Below are 16,051 nucleotides of genomic sequence, written 5' to 3'. Positions count from 1 at the left end.
CACGGCCGCATAGCTGAGGGCGGCCTCGCGATTCCAGGGTACGACGGTGGACTGACAAGACCGTAGGGCTTTTCAGGGGGCGACTATTCAGCCGACAGCTTCACGTGGGTGGGAAACGGGGGTCCAGGGGCGGAGCCCCCTGGTACGTCAGCTGAACCGACGGAACCCAATGGTCGGCACCGCCCGCCGCAGGGGCCACGGCCGGTCCAGTTCCTCCGGCACCAGCCCCTCAAGAAACGCGAACCTCCGCAAGGCCATCGGCTCCTGCCCCGGAAGGGACTGCACCCTCCGCCACCAGGCCCCGATCTCCGACCACCCAGGAGCCGAGAGCGACCCCCCGAACTCCTGCACGGACAGAGCCGCCGTAAGCCCCGCGAAGGCAAGCCGGTCGGCAAGCGACCACCCGGCCAGCGTCCCGGTCACGAACCCGGCCACGAACACATCCCCCGCCCCGGTCGGATCCAGCGCCTCCACCGCGATCGCGGGCACCTCGGCCGTCTCCCCCGTACGCCGGTCCACCGCGTACGCCCCCTCCGCCCCGAGCGTCACCACCGCCACCGGCACATGCTCGGTCAGCGCGTGCGCAGCCGCCCGCGGGCAGTCCGAGCCGGTGTACCGCATCGCCTCCTGCGCGTTGGGCAGGAACGCCTCGCAGTGGGCGAGGTCGGCGAGGCCCGCCAGGTCCCAGGCCCCGGTGTCGTCCCAGCCGACGTCCGCGAAGATCCGGGTGCCCGCACGGGCGGCCTGGGCGATCCAGGGTGCCCGCGTGCCGGGGGTTAGCGAGGCGACGGCCGCACGCGCGCGGGGCGGGACATCCGGCGCCGGCTCGTCCGGCGGCGGCTCATGGCCGTGGGACACCATGGTCCGCTCGCCCTCGTAGGCCATGGAGACGGTCACCGGCGAGTGCCAGCCGGGCACCGTCCGCGAGAGGGTGAGGTCGATGCCCTCGCCCTGTGCCAGCGCGTCCCAGCAGTACTCCCCGTAGTGGTCGTCCCCGAAGGCCGCGGCGAGGGACGTCTTCAGACCGAGGCGGGCGAGCGCGGCGGCCATGTTGGCGACCCCGCCCGGGCTGGAGCCCATCCCCCGGGCCCAGGACTCGGTGCCGCGCACGGGCGCCGAGTCCAGGCCGGTGAAGATGATGTCGAGGAAGACCGTGCCCGTGAGGTAGACGTCCCAGGGCGGATCGTCGGGTGCGCGCAGGGCGGCCAGCGGGTCGATCTGGGCCCGGCAGGGCGCTGCCCGCGTGAGGTGTTCCGGTTCCTCTCCGGCGATCGTGTGGGACGGGGTCACGGTGCGCTCCCTGAGGTGATACGGATCTGGCCAGTGTGCACCAGATCTCACCTGGGGCGCGGCTACCAGCGGGGCATCACCGGTGTCCGCCATTCCGGCTCGGCCACCCGCATCGCCGCCGCGTCGTCCCGCTCGCGCATCGTGCCGTCGTCCTCGGCCCACCGCCGGTGCAGCCGGGCCAGCTCGTCCCGGTCCAGTTCGACGCCGAGGCCTGGAGCGTCGGATACGGCGACCCTGCCGTCGGTGAAGGCGAGCCGTTCGGTGAGGACGTCCTCGGACTGCCACGGGTAGTGGGAGTCACAGGCGTGGTGGAGGTTGGGGACCGTGGACGCCACCTGGGTCATGGCGGCGAGGCTGACGCCGAGGTGAGTGTTCGAGTGCATGGAGACCCCGACGCCGAAGGCGGCGCAGATCGCGGCGAGGCGCTGGGTGTTGCGCAGTCCGCCCCAGTAGTGGTGGTCGGAGAGCACCACTTGGACGGCGTCCTCGGTGAACGCCTCCTTGATCTCGCCGAAGGTGGTCACGCACATGTTGGTGGCGAGCGGGACGTCCGTCCCCGCGGACACCTCGGCCATCGCCGGGGTGCCCAGCGTCGGGTCCTCCAGGTACTCCAGGACGTCCCCGAGTTCCTTGGCCACCTTCAGCGAGGTCTCGACGGACCAGGCGCCGTTGGGGTCGAGCCGCAGCGGGTGTCCGGGGAAGGCCTCGGCGAGGGCCCGTACGGCCGCGATCTCCTCCTCGGGCGGGAAGACGCCGCCCTTGAGCTTGAAGGAGGTGAACCCGTACCGCTCCTTGAACTCCCGTGCCTGGGCGACGACTCCGGCCGGGTCCAGGGCGGCGCCCCAGTCGTCCGGCTCGGCGGGGACGCCCTCGGGGTGGCCGGCCCACTTGTAGAAGAGATAGGCGCTGTACTCGACCGTGTCCCGCACCCTGCCGCCGAGCAGTGCGTGCACGGGCAGCCCGAGCGCCCGGCCCTGGGCGTCCAGGCAGGCCACCTCGAAGGCGGAGAGCACGGACAGCCGCAGCTTGTCGGCGCTCTGCACGCCCCGCAGACCGCCGGCGTCCACGGCGCCCCTGATCCGGTCCTCGTCCACGGCGAGGTCCAGGGAGAACAGCCCGTTCACATCCATGACCGAGCGTCCGGGGAGGCGCTCGGCGAGGGGGCGGGCCAGCTCCAGGTACTTGGTGTCGCCGTAGGTCTCGCCGAGCCCGGTGATCCCGTCGGCCGTGACGACCTCCACGATCAGCCGGGGCGTGTACGGCTGGTGCACGCCCTGGGTGTTGAGCAGCGGCGCGTCGGCGACCAGGATCGGCGTCAGCCGCACCTCGGCGATGGTCAGGTCACGGGTCACAGGGAGGCTCCTACGAGGTCGAGTCCGGCGGTGAGGAGGGCCTTCAGGTCGGCGAGGTCGGCGGGCGAGGGGTCGGTGAGCGGGGCGCGGACGGGGCCGACGCGTTCACCGCGCAGCCGGGCCGCCGCCTTCACCAGGGACACCGCGTATCCGGGTGCGCGGTCGCGGAGTTCGACGAAGGGGACGTAGAAGTCGCGCAGCAGCTTCTCGGTCGTGCCGTGGTCGCCGCTCTGCAGCGCGGCGAAGAAGGCGTCCGCGATCTCGGGGGCGAAGGCGTGCACGGCGGAGGAGTAGGCGGGGACGCCGACGGTGGCGTAGGCGCGGGCCTGGATCTCGGCGGTGGCGGCGCCGTTGAAGAACAGGAAGTCCTCGGGGGCGGCGAGGGTGAGGCGCTGGAGGCGGTCGAGGTCACTGTGGCCGTCCTTGAGGCCGATGACGTTCGGGATGCGCGCGATGCGCCGCAACGAGGCCACCGTATAGGCGACCTGGCCGCGCTGGTAGGCGACGATCGGCAGCCGGGTGCGGGCGGCGAGCTGCTCCAGCTGGGCGGCGAGGCCCTCCTGCGGGGCGGCGACGAGGTAGTGCGGCAGCACGAGCAGGGCGTCGGCGCCGGCCTCCTCGGCGATCCGCGCGAACCGGGCGGCCTGCGCCCAGCCGTACCCGGTCCCGGCCACCACCGGCACCCGGCCGGCCGCCTCCTCGACGGCGACGGTGACGACCTGCCGGTACTCCTCCTCGTCCAGCGAGAAGAACTCGCCGGTGCCGCAGGCCGGGAAGACGGCCCCGGGCCCGGCGGCGAGCCGCGCGGCGACATGGGCGCGCAGGCCGTCGGGGTCGAGGGAGCCGTCGTCGTGGAAGGCGGTGAGCGGGAAGGACAGCACGCCGTGCGCCATGCCCTCCCGCAGTCGCCGCGTCACGTTCTGCGGAGTTGTGTCGCCGCCCACCTGACCATCTCCCCTTCTGAATGCCGTCCATATATGCGAACACAGCTTAGCGGCCCGCTCCTACCCGCGCCCACCGACCCCAAACGCAACAGTGACCCGGATCACCCCCACCGACCTTCTTCTCCCACCACGTGCTTGATACAACTTGCTCGCTGAGCCGCTCCTTTCGCACGCCCTGGGAACGCCCGTGTCCGCCCCCCGCACCATGCCCTGGCCCCTCGTCGCCCTTTTCACGGCCGGGTATCTCGCCCCCTACCTGCTGCCGACCACGGTCGGCCGGCTCGACACCGGGCTACCGCTCTCCGCCACCCAGGCCGGGGCCATCGGCAGTGCGCTGCTGCTGAGTTCGGCGGCGGCGGGGTTCCTGCTGGCCTCCCGGGTCGAGCGGATCGGCGCCCGCACCCTCGCCCGGCTCGGGCTCGCGCTCGCCTTCCTCGGCTACGGCGGGGCCGCGCTCACCGGGGTCGTACCGGCCGTCGTCGCGGGCGCGCTGGTCGGCGGGTTCGGGTCCGGTACGGTCACGGCGGTCGCCGTCGGCGGCATCGCCGCGCAGCGCGATCCCCACCGGGTCACCACCTTCGGGCTGCTCGGCGTCTCCGCCCTCGCGGGCGCCCTCTACCTGACGATCCCGCACCTCGGCCCCGGCCACGGGCAGCCGCTCGCCGCCATCGCCCTGACCGCCCTCGCGGTCTGGCCGCTCACCGGCCGCCTGTCCGGCCGTACGGCCCCGGCCCGCACCCTCCCCCACGCTCGAACACGCTCGCGCGGGGGGACCCCCATCCAGCGCGGCCGGCTCCCCCACCTCCGCGCCGGTCTGCTGCTGGCCGCCGCCATGCCCTGCTGGTCCCTGGTGCAGAACTCCCTGTGGGGCGTCAGCGGCCGCATCGGCCTCGACCAGGCGCACCTCACCGAGGTCACCGTCGGCGCGGTGTTCGCGGTCGCGCTCGGCGCCGGGCTGGTCGGGGTCGTGGGCGCGGGCGCGCTCGGGCCGCGGCTGGGCCGGGCGGTGCCGATCGGCCTGGGTACGGCGCTCATCGCGGGCTGTATCGCGCTCAGCGCGTCGGCGACGGACCTGCCGTCCTTCGCCGGGGGCGAGATCGCCTGGAACCTGCTCTATCCGGTCGTGCTGTCGTACGTCATCGGCCTCGCCGCCTCCCTCGACCCGCGCGGCCGCTGGGCGGTGTTCGTCGGCTCGGCGTCGTCCCTGGGCACGGCGGCGGGACCGCTGACCGGCAGCGCGCTGGCGGCGTGGGCGGGCTTCCCGGTCATGGGCGAGATGCTGGCGGTGGGACTGCTGGGGGTGGCGGTGCCGCTGACGGTGGTGGCGCTGCGGGCGGGCAGGCAAACGGTCTCCGTGGTGGAGATCCGGGTGGACACCCCGGCCGTGCCTGCCCAGCCCGCGTACGACACCGCCTACCCGAACTCGTACGCCTCGACCTCGGCCAGGTAACGGGCCCGCCGCTCCTCGTCGTCCTCCAGGAAGGAGGCGCGGAAGGAGTTGCGGGCGAGCTCGCGCATCTGCTCCCTGGTCAGACCGAGGGCGTCGCGCACGGCGTGGTAGTTGTCGGCGACGTACCCGCCGAAGTAGGCCGGGTCGTCGGAGTTGACCGTGCACAGCAGACCGGCGTCGAGCATGGCCGGAAGGGGATGGTCCGCGAGGACGTCCACCGCCCGCAGCCGGACGTTGGACAGCGGGCACAGGGTCAACGGGACGCGCTCCCGGACCAGCCGCTCGACCAGCTCCGGGTCCTCCATGCAGCGCAGGCCGTGGTCGATGCGCTCGACGCCGAGGACGTCCAGGGCCTCGGTGATGTACGCGGGCGGCCCCTCCTCGCCGGCGTGCGCCACGCGGCGCAGCCCGAGCGCGGCGGCGGCCTCGTACACCTCCCGGAACTTCACCGGCGGGTGCCCGACCTCGGCCGAGTCGAGGCCGATGCCGGTGATCCGGTCCAGGTAGGGCCTGACCGCCTCCAGGGTCTCCAGCGCCGAGTCGGCGGACTCGTCGCGCAGGAAGCACAGGATGAGCTTCGTGGAGACGCCGTGGTTCTGCTCGCTGCTGCCGAGCGCCCGCCACAGCCCCTCCACGACCGTGCCCATGGTCAGGCCCCGGGCGATGTGCGCCTGCGGGTCGAAGAAGATCTCCGCGTGCCGCACGCCCTGCGCGGCGGCGCGGGCGAGGTAGGCGTCGGCGAGGTCCGCGAAGTCCTGCTCGGTACGCAGGACGGCCATCAGCTCGTAGTACAGGTTCAGGAAGGACTGGAGATCCTCGAACTGGTACGCCTTGCGCAGCTCGTCGGTGTCGGCGTAGGGCAGCTCGACGCCGTTGCGGGCGGCCAGCTCGAAGGCCAGCTCGGGCTCCAGGGTGCCTTCGATGTGGAGGTGCAGTTCTGCTTTGGGGAGGGGCATCAAAGCATCGTAATCGTGCTTCAGCTGCGCTTCGGGACCGGCACTCGCAGCAGATCGTGCGCCACGGTCAGCTCCCCCTCGAACCCGGCGTCCCGCGCCTGCCGCTCGAACTCCTCGGGGTCGGAGTAGCGCTGGCTGAAGTGGGTGAGCACGAGGTGCCGTACGCCGGCGTCCCGCGCGACCCGAGCCGCCTGACCGGCCGTCAAGTGCCCGAAATCGACGGCTAGTTCCTCGTCCTCGTCCAGGAAGGTGGACTCGATGACGAGCATGTCGCAGCCCTCGGCGAGCGCGTGCACCGCGTCGCACAGGCGCGTGTCCATGACGAACGCGAACCGCTGCCCGCGCCGCACCTCGCTGACGTCGTCGAGCCGCACGCCCCCGAGGACGCCCTCGCGCTGGATCCGCCCGACGTCCGGCCCCTTGATCCCGTGCGCGGCGAGCCGCTCGGGCAGCATGCGGCGCCCGTCGGGCTCGACGATCCGGTAGCCGTACGACTCGACGGGATGGGACAGCTTCCTGGCCTGCAGGGTGTACGACCCGGTCGCGGCGAGGTCGCCGTCGGCGTCGACCGGTGCCTCGGTGAGCTGGACGGTCTCCCGGTACGCGGTCGCGTACCGCAGCCGGTTGAAGAAGCGCTGGCCGGAGCGCGGGTAGTGGGCGGTGATCGGGTGCGGCACCTTGTCGAGGTTGATCCGCTGGATGACTCCCGCCAGGCCCAGGGAGTGGTCCCCGTGGAAGTGCGTGACGCAGATCCGGTTCAGGTCGTGGGCGGCGACCCCGGCGCGCAGCATCTGCCGCTGTGTGCCCTCGCCGGGGTCGAACAGGATGCCCTCGCCGTCCCAGCGCAGCAGGTAGCCGTTGTGGTTGCGGTGCCGGGTCGGGACCTGGCTGGCGGTGCCGAGGACCACCAATTCACGTACGGACATGGCGACTTATCCGGGGGGCCATTCCATGCCACGGCCGCCGAGCACATGCGCGTGGGCGTGCCACACGGTCTGGCCGGCGCCGCCGCCGGTGTTGAAGACGATGCGGTAGCTCTCCAGCTTGTCCTCGTCGGCGACGACCTGGGCCTCGCGCAGTATGTCGGCGGCGATGCCCGGTTCCGCGGCGGCGAGTTCGGCCGCGTTCTTGTAGTGCACCCTGGGGATCACCAGGACGTGCGTGGGCGCCTGGGGGTTGATGTCCCGGAAGGCGACGGTCGTCTCCGTCTCACGGACGATCGTCGCCGGGATGTGACCCCCGACGATCTTGCAGAACAGGCAGTCGTCCTGCGGCTCTCCTGCCATAGCGCTGCGCTCGCTTTCGCCTGTGATCAGTTACGGGGGCATCGTAGTCGGTTGGGTGCGGCTTGGTGGGGGCTGGTCGCGCCCACGCGGCGGAGCCGCATATCGACACAGCCCCGCGCCCCTTAGGTGGGCAGGCCTGGTGGAGTTTTGGCCGGCCGTTCCTCCAGTGCCTCCAGCGCCAGGCTGATTGCCTTGTCCAGCTGGGTGTCCCTGCCCGCCGCGTAGTCCTGGGGGCGCTGGACGATCTCCACGTCGGGGTCCACGCCGTGGTTCTCGACGCCCCACTCGTAGCCCTCCAGCCAGAACGCGTACTTCGGCTGGGTGATCAGGGTGTCGTCGACCAGGTGGTAGCGGCTGTCGATGCCGATGACTCCGCCCCAGGTGCGGGTGCCGACGACCGGGCCGATGCCGAGGGCCTTGATCGCCGCGTTGACGATGTCGCCGTCGGAGCCGGAGAACTCGTTGGCGACGGCGACGACGGGACCGCGGGGCGCGTCCTGCGGGTAGCTGTACGGCCGCATGCCGCGGGGCAGCGCCCAGCCGACGATCCGCCGGGCCAGCTTCTCCACGACGAGCTGGGAGGTGTGGCCGCCGCGGTTCTCGCGGACGTCCACGACCAGGCCCTCGCGGGCCACCTCGACGCTCAGGTCGCGGTGGATCTGGGCCCAGCCGGGCGCCTGCATGTCCGGCACGTGGAGGTAGCCGAGGCGGCCGCCGGACGTCTCGTGGACGTAGGCGCGGCGGTCGGCGACCCAGGCGTGGTAGCGCAGGGGCTCCTCGTCCGCGAGGGGGACCACGACCGCGTGCCGGGGGTCCCCCCCGCCGGCCGGCGAGATGGTCAGCTCGACCGGCTTCCCGGCCGTACCGATCAGCAGCGGGCCGGGGCCGGTGACCGGGTCGACCGGCTGTCCGGCGACCGCGACGATCGCGTCCCCGGGGCGCACGGCGACACCGGGCGCGGCGAGCGGGGACCGGGCCTCCGGGTCGGAGGTCTCCGCGGGCAGGATGCGGTCGATGCGCCAACTGCCGTCCTCGTGACGGGAGATGTCGGCACCGAGCAGGCCCTGCCGGGCGCCGTTGCCGTAGCCGCCGCGCGGCATGACGTAGGCGTGCGAGGTGCCGAGTTCGCCCTGCACCTCCCACAGGAGGTCCACCAGGTCGTCGTGGGTGGCGAGGCGGTCCAGGAGGGGGCGGTAGCGGTCGAGGACGCCGTCCCAGTCGACGCCGCTCATGTCCGGCCGCCAGAAGTTGTCCCGCATGACGCGGCCGGTCTCGTCGTACATCTGCCGCCATTCGGCGGCGGGGTCGACGGTCTGCCGGATCCGGGTCAGGTCGACGGTGATGTTCGAGTCGCTGTCCTCGTCGTCGGAGGCGCGGCGGTCGGCGGGTACGACCTTGAGCCGGCTGTCGGTCCACAGCAGGACCCGCTTGCCGTCGCCGCTGACCTCGAAGTAGTCGGCGTCGGCGGCGAGGTGCTCCAGGCGCTGCTGGGCGAGGTCGTAGCGCTCCAGCTCGGTCTTGGGGTCCGGGTCGTCGGGAGTGGCCCGGGAGGAGCCGAGGACGCCGCGCACCGGGTAGCGGAGCCAGAGCACGCCGTCCTTGGCGGTGCGCAGGTTGGCGTAGCGGCCGGCCTCGACCGGGAAGGGCACGATGCGGTCGGCGAGGCCGTCGAGGTCGATCCGGGTCGCCGGGGCGCCCTCGCTGTCGGGCGTCTCCTCCTTGTCGGGGGTCCCGAAGGGCCGGCCGTGCCGCTGCGGCCCGAACGGGGACGGCGTGGTCGCGGCGAGGGTGATCAGGTACGGGCGGACGCCCTCGACGAAGGCGAGGTCGAAGACGTGCTCGTCGTAGACCGGGTCGAAGGAGCGGCTGGAGAGGAAGGCGAGGTGCTTGCCGTCCAGGGTGAAGGCGGGTGCGTGGTCCTGGAAGCGCAGCGGGGTCGCCTCGGTGACCGACAGGTCGGTGGTGTGGGCGATGCGGATCTGGCTGAGCGGCCGCGGGCCGGGGTGGGACCAGGCGAGCCAGCCGGAGTCGGGTGAGAAGGCGAGGCCGCTGACGTCCCCGTTCTCGCTGCGGTCCACCTCACGGACCTCGCCGCTCTCGCGCTCCACCAGCAGCAGCCGCCCGTCGTGCGCGGCGACGGCGGCCCGGCTGCCGTCGGGGGCCATGGCCAGCTCCAGGACGCGGCCGAGCTGTCCGGCGGCGATCCGGCGCGGGACGGCGCCGGGTGCGACGCCGGTGGCGGGCGCGAACTCCAGGGCGTCCTCGCCCTCGGCGTCCGTCACCCACACCACCCATTCCTCGCTCTCCGCGCGGAAGGTGCGCGGCAGCCGGGCCCGTACGCCGGGCTGCGCGGCCAGCGCGCGGGCCGGGCCGGAGCGGTGGGTGACCCAGTGGACGGCGCCGCGTACGGCGACCGCGCTGCCGCGCGCGGTGTGGTCGGGGGCGGCGTGCCCGAACCAGCGGGCGGCGTTCACCGGCCGGGGCTGCAGGTCGACGCGCGGGCCGCCGAGCCGGATGTCCAGGCGGCGCGGTTCGGCGCCGTCGAGGTCGTCGAGCAGCCAGAGTTCGCCCGCGCTGGAGTAGACGACCCGGCGGCCGTCGGAGGCGGCGTGCCGGGCGTAGAAGCCGTCGAGGGGGGTGTGGCGCCGCAGGTCCGTCCCGTCGGCGAGGGAGGAGTACAGGGCCCCGGTGCCCTCGTGGTCGGACAGGAACGCGATCCGGTCCCCCGCCCACAGCGGGTACTCGAGGTTGCCGTCCAGCTCCTCGTGCAGCCGCACGAACTCGCCGGCACCTTCTTCACCTTCGGCGGCACGGTCGATCCACAACTTGCCCGCCGTACCGCCCCGGTAGCGCTTCCACCAGGCGGCCTCGCGGCCCATGGGGGCGGACAGCAGCACGGTGTGCGGGCCGTGCACGACGTCGCCGACCGGCCCGTACGGCAGCGTGGCGGCGGGTCCGCCGTCCAGCGGGATCGCCCGCGCCCAGCTGCGGCGCAGGCTCGCCTGGCCCTGGGTGCTGACCGCGAGGACCTCGCCGTCGGGGGTCCAGCCACGCACCTGGGTCTTCGAACTCCCCCAGTACGTCAGCCGCTTGGCGGGGCCGCCGGCGACCGGGGCGATGTGCACCTCGGGGGCACCGTTGCGGGTGGAGGTCCAGGCGACGGTCGTACCGTCGGGCGAGATGCGGGGGTGGGTCACCGGCACGTTGTCGGCACTGACCCGCCAGGCCCGCCCGCCGTCCAGGGGTGCCAGCCATACGTCGTCCTCGGCGGTGAAGGTCACCAAGTCGCCGTGGACATGGGGGAATCGGAGGTAGCCGGAAGATCCCGTCGAAGCGCCCTGAGTCACCCCGTCACTTTACGCAGCGACCGGCGACCGCGCCCCCGGTTTCGATCACTTGCCCTGCGCGGGCCAGCAGGTCGGGTCGCCCTTGCACCAGATCGTCCGCGTGACGGTGACGGTGACGGTCGGCTGCCCGCCGCTGGGCCGGTAGGTGACGGGCGGGGCGAACGTCGGCCCCGGCGTGGCCTTGCAGTTGCCGAGCCCGCCGACGTGGAACACCTGTTTCCGCTCGACCCTGGCCGTCAGGTCCCCGCGCACACAGGCGCCGTCGACGGCGCTGGTCACGATCCCGACGACGGTGATCTTCCGCCCGTCCCCGGTCTGCCCCTGGCAGTCGACGTTGACGACGGTGGTCCGCGTCGGCGAGGGAGTCTTCGCGGGCGTCCGGCTGTTGCCGTAGTTCCCGGTGCAGGTCAGCCAACTTACGTTCACGTGCTGCCGTCTCAGCTCGTCGGTCGCGGTCTTGTCGGTGGTGTACGCCACCGCGGCCGAGCCGAGATCCGCCGGCTGGCACGCGACCACCGCACCCACGGCCACCACGGCGAGCCCGGCCCCGGCCAGCACACGCGCGGGTCCCGACCCGCGCCGAATCCGCCTCAATGCCCCCATGAAGGGCAGCGTGCCACCGGCCTGCGCGCGGCGGAAGGTCGCATACGGCCACTCGTCAGTTCGGAGCCACCACCATCGGATGATCCGGAGCCGTCACAACTGGGCGTGGACCAGCCGGCCGACCTCAGCCCCGCAGCAGGAGCCACTCCTGGAGTTCCACCAGGTTTCCCTCGGGGTCCTTGAGGTGGGCCACGCGCATGCGGTCGGTCATGGGGGCCGGGCCGTGGAGCAGGGTGGCGCCGCGGGCGGTGATCTGCTCGCAGTAGGCGTCGAGGTCGTCGACGCGCAGGACGACCAGGGAGCGGTGGCCGGTGGCCGTCTCGCCCAGCTCGTCCAGGAGCTCGGCCATCATGGCGCGGTCCTGCAGGGCGATCCCGGCGGAGCCGGCGTGCGGGCTGAACTTCTCGTACGGGCCCTCGGTCGCGCCGGACTGCGGCTTGAGGCCGAGGACTTCGGCGTAGAAGCGGTAACAGGCGGCGAAGTCGGTGACGAGGAGCCGTATCTGGGCGAGTTCCATCCGTTCCCCCGGGTGTCAGGACCAGCGGCCGGTGCGGCCGAGGAGGAGGGCCGTGGCCGCGGTGCCCGCGGTCGACGTGCGCAGCACGCTGCGCCCGAGCCGGTAGGCCTTCGCGCCCGCCTCCTCGAAGAGCGACAACTCCTCGGGGGAGACGCCGCCTTCGGGGCCGACGACCAGCACGATCTCGCCGGTGGCGGGGAGTTCGGCGGTCGCCAGGGGCTCACTGCCGTAGTCACGGTCCTCGTGCAGGACGGCGGCGAAGTCGGCTTTGGCGAGAAGTGCGGCAACCTGCTTGCTCGTCGCCGCGTCCGCCACCTCCGGGAAGCGCAGGCGGCGGGACTGCTTGCCGGCCTCGCGCGCGGTGGCCCGCCACTTGGCGAGCGCCTTGAGGCCCCGGTCGCCCTTCCACTGGGTGATGCAACGGGCGGCCGACCAGGGCACGATCGCGTCGACCCCGGTCTCGGTCATCGTCTCCACGGCCAGTTCGCCGCGGTCGCCCTTGGGAAGGGCCTGGACGACGGTGATACGGGGGCTGGGCTCGGGTTCCACCGGGAACGCGAAGGGCTCGACGACCAGGTGGTCCTTCCCCGACGCGCTGAGGACGACCCCGGCCGCGCCCCGGCCCTTCCCGTCGGTGACCACCACGTCCTCGCCGGGCTGCAACCGTCGTACGGAGACCGCGTGCCGCCCCTCGGGGCCCGTCACGTCGATGATCGATCCGGGGCCCACGCCCTCCAGGGAGTCGACGACGAACACCGGCGCGGTCATCGGAGGTCACCCTTGGCCGACAACGCTGTCCTGGCCGCGTCGAGTTCGCCGACGAGGACCTCCACCAGCTCCCCGGCCGGCAGCTCGCGGGCCATCCGGTGCCCCTGGCCCGCCCACAGCGCCATGCCCTGCGCGTCCCCGGCCTTGGCGGCGGCCTTGCGCAGCGGCGAGGTCAGGTGGTGGATCTCGGGGTAGGCGGCGGGAGCGTACGGGCCGTGCTCGCGCAGGAAGCGGTTGACCAGTCCGCGCGCCGGGCGGCCGGAGAAGGCGCGGGTCAGCTCGGTGCGGGCGAACAGGGGGTTGGTCAGCGCCTGCTTGTGCCGGGCGTTGGCGCCGGACTCGGGGGTGGCGAGGAACGCGGTGCCCAGCTGGGCCGCGCTCGCGCCCGCCGCGAGGACGGCGGCGATCTGGCTGCCGCGCATGACGCCGCCGGCCGCGACGACCGGGATGCTCACGGCCTCCCGGATCTGGGCGATCAGCGAGAGCAGGCCGATGCCGGAGCCGTCGTTCTCCGGGATGTCCCGGTGGGTGCCCTGGTGGCCGCCGGCCTCCACGCCCTGCGCGATCACCGCGTCCGCCCCGGCCCGCTCGACCGCGAGGGCCTCCTCGGCGGTGGTGGCGGTGACCAGGGTGAAGGTTCCGGCACGGCGGAGGGAGTCGAGGACGTCCCGGCTCGGGACGCCGAAGTGGAAGGAGACGACCGCCACCGGGTTGTCGAGCAGGACGGCGAGCTTGGCGTCGTAGCCGTCGTCCCGGCCGCTGTCGGGGTCGCCCAGCTCGGTCTCGTACCAGGCGGCCTCACCGGCCAGCTGGTGGGCGTAGACCTCGACGGCGCCCGACTCGGCATACTCGGGCTGGGGCATGAAGAGGTTCACACCGAAGGGCCGGCTCGTGAGCCCCCGCAGCTGCTTGATCTCCTGGTACATGCCGTCGGCGGTCTTGTATCCGGCGGCGAGGAACCCGAGACCGCCCGCCTCGGACACGGCGGCGGCGAGCTGCGGGACGGAGACACCGCCCGCCATGGGGGCCTGCACGATCGGGTGGGGGAAGAGATCGGTCAGTGCGGAGGACATGACGGCATGTTGTCACGTCCTCCGAACAAGTCCGAATCCGGGCTTCCCACGGCATAGGCCACCGGCATACGGGGTGCCGAAGCACCCCGTAGACGATGGCTCAGCGCCCGTTGAAAGCATCCTTCAGTCGCGAGAACAACCCCTGCTGACCCGGCTGACTGTGCCTGCCCGGGGGCCAACCCCCGGACCCCCGGCCGACCCCGCAGCTCGCGTCAGCGACCGTTGAAAGCATCCTTCAGTCGCGAGAACAACCCCTGCTGACCCGGCTGGAACTGCCCCTGCGGCCGCTCCTCGCCCCGCAGCTTCGCCAGCTCGCGCAGCAGCCGCTCCTGCTCCGGGTCGAGCTTGGTCGGGGTCGTGACCTCGACGTGGACGATCAGGTCACCCCGGCCGCCGCCGCGCAGATGCGTGACGCCCCGGCTGTGCAGCGGGATCGACTGGCCGGACTGGGTGCCGGGCCGGATGTCGACCTCCTCCATGCCGTCCAGGGTCTCCAGCGGCACCTTGGTGCCGAGGGCCGCCGCCGTCATCGGGATCGTGACCGTGCAGTGCAGGTCGTCACCGCGCCGCTGGAAGGTCTGGTGCGGCAGCTCGTGGATCTCGACGTACAGGTCACCGGCCGGACCGCCACCGGGGCCGACCTCGCCCTCGCCGGCCAGCTGGATCCGCGTGCCGTTGTCGACACCGGCCGGGATCTTGACCGTGAGCGTGCGACGCGACCGTACGCGCCCGTCGCCCGCGCACTCCGGGCACGGGGTCGGCACGACCGTGCCGAAGCCCTGGCACTGGGGGCAGGGGCGGGAGGTCATGACCTGGCCCAGGAAGGACCGGGTCACCTGCGAGACCTCACCGCGGCCGCGGCACATGTCACACGTCTGGGCGGACGTGCCGGGAGCCGCGCCTTCACCGTTACAGGTGTTGCAGACGACCGCGGTGTCGACCTGGATGTCCTTGGTCGTCCCGAAGGCCGCCTCGTCCAGCTCGACCTCGATGCGGATCATCGCGTCCTGGCCGCGCCGGGTGCGCGAGCGCGGGCCGCGCTGCGACGCCGTACCGAAGAACGCGTCCATGATGTCGGAGAAGTTGCCGAAGCCACCGGCCCCGAAGCCGCCCGCACCGGCGCCGCCCGACTGGGAGAGCGGGTCGCCGCCGAGGTCGTAGACCTGCTTCTTCTGCGGGTCCGACAACACCTCGTAAGCGGCGTTGATCTCCTTGAACCGCTCCTGGGTCTTCGGATCGGGGTTGACGTCCGGGTGCAGCTCGCGCGCGAGCCGACGGAACGCCTTCTTGATCTCATCCTGCGACGCGTCGCGGCGCACGCCGAGAACGGCGTAGTAGTCCGTGGCCACTTACGACTCCGCCAGGATCTGTCCGACGTACCGTGCCACTGCGCGTACCGCTCCCATCGTTCCCGGGTAGTCCATGCGGGTCGGTCCGACCACGCCGAGCTTGGCAACCGCCTCGCCGCCCGAACCGTAGCCGACCGACACGACGGAGGTGGAGTTGAGTCCTTCATGGGCGTTCTCGTGCCCGATGCGCACGGTCATGCCCGGATCCTTCGCCTCGCCGAGGAGCTTGAGGAGCACGACCTGCTCCTCGAGGGCCTCCAGGACGGGCCGGATCACCAGGGGGAAGTCATGTCCGAAGCGGGTGAGATTGGCGGTGCCGCCGATCATCAGCCGCTCCTCGTTCTCCTCGACCAGTGTCTCCAGCAGAGTGGAGAGCACTGCGGAGACCGTACCGCGGTCCTCGACGTCGAAGGCCTCGGGCAGGTCCTCGACCAGTCGCGGCACGTCGGTGAACCTGCGGCCCGCGACCCGGCTGTTCAGCCGGGCCCTGAGGTCCGCCAGGGACGCCTCGCCGAAGGGAGCCGGGCAGTCGACCATCCGCTGCTCGACCCGGCCGGTGTCCGTGATCAGCACGAGCATCACGCGCGCGGGGGCGAGCGAGAGCAGCTCCACGTGCCGCACGGTGGACCGGGTCAGGGACGGGTACTGCACGACGGCGACCTGCCGGGTCAGCTGCGCGAGCAGCCGGACCGTGCGGGCCACGACGTCGTCGAGGTCGACGGCGCCCTCCAGGAAGTTCTGGATCGCCCGGCGCTCGGGCGCGCTCATCGGCTTGACGCCCGCGAGCTTGTCCACGAACAGCCGGTAGCCCTTGTCGGTCGGGATGCGCCCGGCACTGGTGTGCGGCTGGGCGATGAACCCCTCGTCCTCCAGGGCCGCCATGTCGTTGCGCACGGTCGCCGGGGAGACACCGAGGTTGTGCCGCTCGGTGAGCGCCTTCGAGCCCACCGGCTCCTCGGTGCCCACATAGTCCTGGACGATGGCGCGCAGCACCTGAAGCCTGCGTTCACTCAGCATTCGCGCGCACCTCCAGCATGTCGTCCCTCGGCCCTTCCGATCGCCCGCCTGGCACTCTGCGTGTCCGAGTGCCAGCCTTCCCCAGCCCAGTGTACGGGC

Annotated in this window: 14 protein-coding genes; 1 reads left to right on the top strand and 13 read right to left on the bottom strand. The window is 72.6% G+C overall.

Annotation, left to right across the window (positions count from 1 at the left end; all coding sequences use genetic code 11):
- Positions 1–147 precede the first annotated feature (147 nt).
- The 3 genes from CRP49_RS20870 to CRP49_RS20860 form a co-directional block, all read right to left on the bottom strand.
- Positions 148–1,290, bottom strand: coding sequence for a carbohydrate kinase family protein (locus CRP49_RS20870; protein ID WP_097254736.1), 1,143 nt, complete (start codon positions 1,288–1,290; stop codon positions 148–150).
- Positions 1,291–1,352: 62 nt separating this feature from the next.
- Entirely contained in the window at positions 1,353–2,642 is a 1,290-nt protein-coding gene (locus CRP49_RS20865; protein ID WP_097254735.1) for a glucarate dehydratase family protein, read from the bottom strand.
- Complete coding sequence (locus CRP49_RS20860) at positions 2,639–3,535, bottom strand: 5-dehydro-4-deoxyglucarate dehydratase (protein WP_257033681.1); 897 nt, start codon at positions 3,533–3,535, stop codon at positions 2,639–2,641. The genes CRP49_RS20865 and CRP49_RS20860 overlap by 4 nt, the downstream gene beginning before the upstream one ends.
- A 238-nt stretch (positions 3,536–3,773) precedes the next feature.
- On the opposite strand from CRP49_RS20860, the gene CRP49_RS20855 reads away from it, so the two are divergent.
- Positions 3,774–5,036, top strand: coding sequence for an MFS transporter (locus CRP49_RS20855; RefSeq protein ID WP_097254734.1), 1,263 nt, complete (start codon positions 3,774–3,776; stop codon positions 5,034–5,036).
- On the opposite strand, the gene CRP49_RS20850 is transcribed toward CRP49_RS20855, so the two are convergent.
- From CRP49_RS20850 to hrcA, 10 genes are all read right to left on the bottom strand, one after another.
- Entirely contained in the window at positions 5,000–5,992 is a 993-nt protein-coding gene (locus CRP49_RS20850; protein WP_179851696.1) for an adenosine deaminase, read from the bottom strand. The genes CRP49_RS20855 and CRP49_RS20850 overlap by 37 nt on opposite strands.
- A gap of 20 nt (positions 5,993–6,012) precedes the next feature.
- Positions 6,013–6,918 (bottom strand): ribonuclease Z, encoded by a 906-nt coding sequence (locus CRP49_RS20845; RefSeq protein WP_097254733.1) that lies wholly within the window; start codon positions 6,916–6,918, stop codon positions 6,013–6,015.
- Positions 6,919–6,924: 6 nt separating this feature from the next.
- Positions 6,925–7,278, bottom strand: a complete 354-nt coding sequence (locus CRP49_RS20840; protein WP_097254732.1) for a histidine triad nucleotide-binding protein — start codon at positions 7,276–7,278, stop codon at positions 6,925–6,927.
- Positions 7,279–7,400: 122 nt separating this feature from the next.
- Positions 7,401–10,625, bottom strand: coding sequence for a S41 family peptidase (locus CRP49_RS20835; RefSeq protein WP_097254731.1), 3,225 nt, complete (start codon positions 10,623–10,625; stop codon positions 7,401–7,403).
- Positions 10,626–10,670: 45 nt separating this feature from the next.
- Positions 10,671–11,228 carry a hypothetical protein gene (locus CRP49_RS20830; protein WP_097254730.1) on the bottom strand — a complete coding sequence of 186 codons (558 nt, stop codon included), beginning with the start codon at positions 11,226–11,228 and terminating at the stop codon, positions 10,671–10,673.
- 124 nt (positions 11,229–11,352) lie between these two features.
- Positions 11,353–11,745, bottom strand: coding sequence for a VOC family protein (locus CRP49_RS20825; RefSeq protein ID WP_097254729.1), 393 nt, complete (start codon positions 11,743–11,745; stop codon positions 11,353–11,355).
- A gap of 15 nt (positions 11,746–11,760) precedes the next feature.
- On the bottom strand, positions 11,761–12,513 hold the full coding sequence (locus tag CRP49_RS20820; RefSeq protein ID WP_094221126.1) for a 16S rRNA (uracil(1498)-N(3))-methyltransferase: 753 nt from the start codon (positions 12,511–12,513) through the stop codon (positions 11,761–11,763).
- Complete coding sequence (locus CRP49_RS20815; RefSeq protein ID WP_097254728.1) at positions 12,510–13,586, bottom strand: nitronate monooxygenase; 1,077 nt, start codon at positions 13,584–13,586, stop codon at positions 12,510–12,512. Before CRP49_RS20815 ends, CRP49_RS20820 begins: the two co-directional genes overlap by 4 nt.
- A gap of 212 nt (positions 13,587–13,798) precedes the next feature.
- Positions 13,799–14,935 carry a molecular chaperone DnaJ gene (gene dnaJ, locus CRP49_RS20810; RefSeq protein WP_097254727.1) on the bottom strand — a complete coding sequence of 379 codons (1,137 nt, stop codon included), beginning with the start codon at positions 14,933–14,935 and terminating at the stop codon, positions 13,799–13,801.
- Positions 14,936–15,952 carry a heat-inducible transcriptional repressor HrcA gene (gene hrcA, locus CRP49_RS20805; RefSeq protein WP_094221129.1) on the bottom strand — a complete coding sequence of 339 codons (1,017 nt, stop codon included), beginning with the start codon at positions 15,950–15,952 and terminating at the stop codon, positions 14,936–14,938.
- Positions 15,953–16,051: the final 99 nt, after the last annotated feature.

The sequence above is a fragment of the Streptomyces sp. Ag109_G2-15 genome (assembly GCF_900215565.1).
Classification (GTDB): Bacteria; Actinomycetota; Actinomycetes; order Streptomycetales; family Streptomycetaceae; genus Streptomyces; species Streptomyces diastatochromogenes.
Note: the sequence above shows the minus strand (reverse complement) of the source record. Positions and strands in the feature narration are given on the sequence as shown.